Genomic DNA, 5,007 nt, shown 5'->3' on the forward strand with positions numbered 1-5,007 from the left:
CAGGTTGACCGCGTTCGACAACAGGACCAGCCCGAAGATCATCCGCAGCAGGTTCCGTCGCAGAACGAGGTAGACCCCGGACGCGAACAGGACGCCGGTGAGCAGGGCGAGCAACAGTTGCATCAGACGGCGGGTTTGGGACGCGGGGCCGCGCGCTCGAGGGCGAGCACGATGGTGAGCACGAACCCGATCACGGCCAGGAACACACCGATGTCAAACAGGAGCGGCGTGCCCAGCTTGAGCGGCGCGAGTCCGTCGCCGAGATAGAGCGTCATCCACTGGCCGGTCAGGAACGCCTCGTTCGCGGCGATGGCGAACAGCCCGCTCACGACCGCGATCGCCAGGCCGACGCTCATCAGGTCGCGCGGGTCGACACGGAGCAGCCGACGGGTCGCCGTCGCGCCAAACGCGATCAGGTAGAGCGCGAACGCGCCCGAGGCGACGAGTCCGCCGATAAACCCGCCACCCGGCTCGTTGTGACCGCGCCACAGCAAGAACAGCGAGACGACCAACAGGAGCGTGATCAGCAGGCGCGTCGCCGTGCGTAAGATCACCGAGCCCTCGACCTCGAGGGTGGGCAGCGGCGGCGTCTTGCCGGCCAGCACCAAGACGTGGGCACCGAGCGCCGCCACGGCCAAGACGACCACCTCGCCGAAGGTGTCGAGCGCCCGGAAGTCGACCAGGATCACGTTGACCAGGTTGCGGCCGAAGCCGCCGGGCACGCTCTCGGCTTCGTAGAACGCCGCGAGCGATGTGTCGAACGGCGTCGACGCGACCGCGAGCGACAGCGTGGTCACGACGACGCCCGCTCCGACCGCAAGGGCTGCGCTGGCCGCCCTCGAGGCCGCGCCCTCGTCGCGCTCGGCCTTGATGAACGGCAGGTGCCGCAAGACCAGCAGGATGATGACGACGATCAGCGTCTCGACCAGCATCTGGGTCATCGCCAGGTCCGGCGCGCCCAACCCGAGGAAGATCAGCGCGACGCTGAACCCGACCACGCCGAGGGCCGTGACGGCCAGCATCCGCGACCTCGAGGTCGCTGCCGCCAAGGCTCCGGCCACGATGAGCCCGGCCAGCGCCCACTCGTGCGGCAAGACCTCGCCCCACGCCGCGCCGACCTCGAGGCCGACGCCTTTGACGAGGAAGACGGTGCCGGGCAGGATCACGACGGCCGCGACGAGCCAGATCAGGTAGCCGCGCAGGCTCCCGTTCTGCAACAGCCGCGTCTGCCAGCCGGCGACGGAGAGCAGCCCGCTGAGCGCGCCGAAGTAGCCGCGCTCGGGGCCGAACCGCGTCAACGGGTCCAGCTTTGCCAAGGCGCCGCGGATGCGGTCCCACTGCCAATAGGCCAGGATGCCGAGGGCGGTCGTAAAGATGCTGAGGTAGAGCGCCGGCCCGAACCCGTACCACAGCGACAGCTTGACCTCGAACGGGAAGCCCAGGATGCCCGTCACGGCCGACGCGACGAGGGGCTTGGGCAAAAGCGTCGGGAACAAGCCGAACAGCAACCCAATGCCCGCCAGGATGGCCGGGCCGATCCACATCGAGGGCGGCGCCTCGTGCGCGGTCTTGGGCGTCTCGGTTTTGGCCCCGAAGAACGGCCGCAGGACCACGATGCCGGCCGCCGCGATCGTGAGCGCGTTCGCCAGAACCGCAGCGCCGGGCAGGATGAGGTCCGCGCCCTCGAAGCCGAGCTTGGCCTTGTACGCCAGCTCCTTGCCGACGAACCCGAACAGAGGTGGGACGCCGGCCATCGACAGGCCAGCCAAGACAGCGGCGCCGAAGGTGAACGGCATCGACCGGCGGAGACCGCCCAGGCCCAGCACCTCGCGCGTGCCAGTCTCGTGGTCGACGGACCCGGCGATCATGAACAGCGCGCCCTTGTACAGCGCGTGGACCAACAAGAACACGACGGCGGCCTTGATGCTCTCCTCGAACGACAGCCCGACCAAGAGAGTCAGCGTGCCGAGCGCCGTCACCGTGGAGTAAGCCAGGATCTTTTTGAGGTCGGTCTGGCGCAGCGCCCAGAACGCGCCCAGCAGCATCGTGGTCGCACCGACGGTCGACAACGTGAACGTCCACAGGGCCGTGCCGCCCATCGTCGCGTCGAGCCGCATCAGCAGGTAGACGCCGGCCTTGACCATCGTCGCCGAGTGGAGGTACGCGCTGACCGGGGTCGGCGCGGCCATCGCGTTCGGCAGCCAGAAGTGGAAGGGGAACTGGGCGCTCTTGGTGAACGCCCCGAGCGCCACGAGCGCGAAGGCCAACGGATACAGCGTGTGCCCTCGGACGACGTCGGCGTCCATCGCGGTCAGCTCGAACGTCCCGCCTCCGGCGATTCCCAGGACGATGAACCCGCCCAATAGCGCGAGCCCGCCGCCGCCCGTCACCAACAGCGCCTGCAGCGCCGACGTCCTCGACTCTTCGTAGTCGTGCTTGAACCCGATCAGCAGGTACGACGCGAACGACGTCAGCTCCCAGAAGACGAAGAGGGCGATCAGGTTGCTCGAGAGGACCAGCCCGAGCATCGCGCTCATGAACATCAAGAGGGCGAGGTAGAACCGCCCCAGGTCCTTGTTGCCCTTGAGATAGCCGCCCGCGTAGATCACGACCAGGGTTCCGAGCCCCGTGATCAGGAGCACGAACAACAGGCTCAGCCCGTCGAGGTAGAGCGAGACGTCGACGCCGAACGACGGCACCCAGGGCGTGCTCTCGACGACCGGGGCACCGACGGAGATCGCCGGGACCTTGGCGACGAAGTACGCGAACAGCCCGGCCGGTAGCAAGGCCAGCGCCCACCCCGTCCGGTCGCCCAGCGCTCGGTAGACGAACGGGGCGACGAGCGCGACGGCGAACCCTGCGAGGATGGCAACCAGCATTACGAGCGGGGGGCCTCGTCCTCGAGGTCGGAACGCCGGTCGGCCTCGAGGTCCGTGACCGGCTCGGGATCCGCCGAGAACGGGCGGCCCGCGGCGGCCTCGAGGTCGTCGGCGAGCTCGTTGAAGCGCGTGCCCTCCCACAGCCGGAGCGCGCCGCTCGCGGCCGCGGCTCGGCCGACGACGTGGGCCGAGATCGGGGCGGTCAGAAACAGGAACGCGACCGTCGCCACGGCGCGGACGGTCACGCCGGGCTCGGCAAAGACCAAGGCGACGGCGACCAGGATCAGGCCGGCGCCGAGCGTTCCGGCCTTGGTCGCCGCGTGCATCCGCATCGGCAAGTCCGGCATGCGCACTACGCCGATGGCAGCGACCAAGACGAACCCTGCGCCGAGGAGGACGAGAGCAGAAGCGAAGAGGTCGATCACAAGTCTGAGCTCGAGGACGGGGCCTGCGTCGAGATGGGGTCAGCAGGCGTCTCCTCGATGTACCGCCCGAACGCGACCGTCGCTAGGAACGCGATGAGTGCGAGCACGAGGGCGGCGTCGAGGTAGGCGGTCACGCCGGTCACCAGCGTCCACAGCGCGATCGTCGCGACGGCGAGGTACGCCACCATGTCGAGGGCGACCACGCGGTCGGGCAAGCTCGGGCCCCGGACGAGGCGGACGAAGACGAGCACGAACGCGAGTCCCAACAGGGCAAACGCGACCGCGGCGGGCCAGGGAAGGGCGTCCATAGGTAGGTGGGTGACGTCGGCTCAGGATAAACCCGAGCTCCGGCGCGGAGTGTGCTTACAAGTGAAACAACGCGTCGAGCAACCCGAGCGTCGACCCCTTGCGTTTGACCGCGACCGTCGGGACGTCGGCGGTACGCACGAGTTGCTCGGCGACGCTGCCCAGCAGGACGGCGGCCGTGTCGGTCCGGCCCCGCGTCCCGACCATGACCAGGTCCGCCTCGAGGGCGGCCGTCTCCCGGCGGATCGCGTCGGGCACGTCGTCGCTGCCGGCCAGGTGGCGGACCGAGCGGAGCCCGTGCAGGTCGAGCCGTGCCACGAACCGCTCGAACCGGTCCTCGGCGTGGAGCCGGACCTGACGCTCGAACTCGTCGTGGTTCAGGTCGAGCTTGAAGTACGACGTCGGGATCGGGTAGACGTGCAACAGGTGGACCTCCTCGAGGCCAGCGCTCTCGGCGAACGCGGCCGCGACCTCGACGGCGTCGGCCGCGTGGTCGGAGAAGTCGACGGGGACCACGATGCGGCGGATCGCCGGCGGGACGTCGGGCGGGACGACCAGGACCGAGCACGGGGCCTTCCGGGCCAGCTTCTCGGCGATCGTGCCGCCGTCGTGGTCGCGGCAGACGACGACCAGGTCGGCACCGTCCGAGGCGAGCCGGAGGATCTCCAGGAGCGGCGAGCCCTCCAAGAGCATGCGCGAGACGGCCGTGCTGTCGGGCGCGTCGAAGTGGTCCTCGACGACGTCCTCGATGCGGCGGCGGGCCTCGACGCGGGCGTCCTCGAAGGACTGCCGGTAGATCGGGTAGAGGTCGCCGAGCGACGACGGCGACGGGAGCACGTGGGTAAACCGGACGCGGTCGGACTGGGCCATCGACGCGACGAGCGCCGCGTAGTCGACGACCGAGTCGTCGTAGCCATCGAGGCCGAGGCCGACGATGATGTCTTTGTACCTGTACATGGGTCTCTCGGTGGGCCGTCCTGTGACGGCGGGTCGGGTCCCGCCGGACCGCTCCGACGGGGCGCTCTGGCGAGCGGGGCACGCGTCTACCGGCCGGGCCGGTCTAGCGCTCGCGTTCGGAGACCACCAGGAGCCCGAGCCACGCTCCACGCGCACAGACCACTCGGCCGTCGGGGCAGATGTTTTGAGAGTGGGGGCGCATCGGAGAAGCGTCGCGTGGACGGCTCCAACGCCCAAGCTTTGGCTTGGTTACCGCCTCTCGCCCGTATGAAGCCGGATTCACGCCCTCGAGGACGGGCCAGACATCGCGGCGCGGCGTCCGACGGACCGGCCTCGAGGACGGGCACGGCACGCCGTGCCCCTACGGATCTGCCTCGAGGGCGACCGGAACCATTTCGCGGCCTCGAGGCCACGCGCCCAATCCCCAATCCCCAATCCCC

The 5,007-nt window shown here is 69.5% G+C and carries 5 protein-coding genes; all 5 read right to left on the reverse strand.

Features of this window, described 5'->3' with window-relative positions; genetic code table 11:
* The coding region (locus tag WBA11_RS06615) for an NADH-quinone oxidoreductase subunit K (protein ID WP_424519918.1) at nucleotides 1-123 on the reverse strand (123 nt) is incomplete at its 3' end.
* Nucleotides 123-2,879: a putative monovalent cation/H+ antiporter subunit A gene (locus tag WBA11_RS06620; RefSeq protein ID WP_424519914.1), complete on the reverse strand. Its 2,757-nt coding sequence runs from the start codon at nucleotides 2,877-2,879 to the stop codon at nucleotides 123-125. The genes WBA11_RS06620 and WBA11_RS06615, both read right to left, overlap by 1 nt.
* A complete protein-coding gene (gene mnhG / locus WBA11_RS06625; protein ID WP_424519915.1) occupies nucleotides 2,879-3,304 on the reverse strand; it encodes a monovalent cation/H(+) antiporter subunit G in 426 nt (141 codons plus the stop codon). The genes WBA11_RS06620 and mnhG overlap by 1 nt, the downstream gene beginning before the upstream one ends.
* Nucleotides 3,301-3,612, reverse strand: coding sequence for a cation:proton antiporter (locus WBA11_RS06630; RefSeq protein WP_424519916.1), 312 nt, complete (start codon nucleotides 3,610-3,612; stop codon nucleotides 3,301-3,303). The genes mnhG and WBA11_RS06630 overlap by 4 nt, the downstream gene beginning before the upstream one ends.
* 55 nt (nucleotides 3,613-3,667) lie before the next feature.
* Entirely contained in the window at nucleotides 3,668-4,567 is a 900-nt protein-coding gene (locus WBA11_RS06635; protein ID WP_424519917.1) for a universal stress protein, read from the reverse strand.
* Nucleotides 4,568-5,007 lie beyond the last annotated feature (440 nt).

Source organism: Rubrivirga sp. (assembly GCF_049648075.1).
GTDB lineage: Bacteria > Bacteroidota > Rhodothermia > Rhodothermales > Rubricoccaceae > Rubrivirga.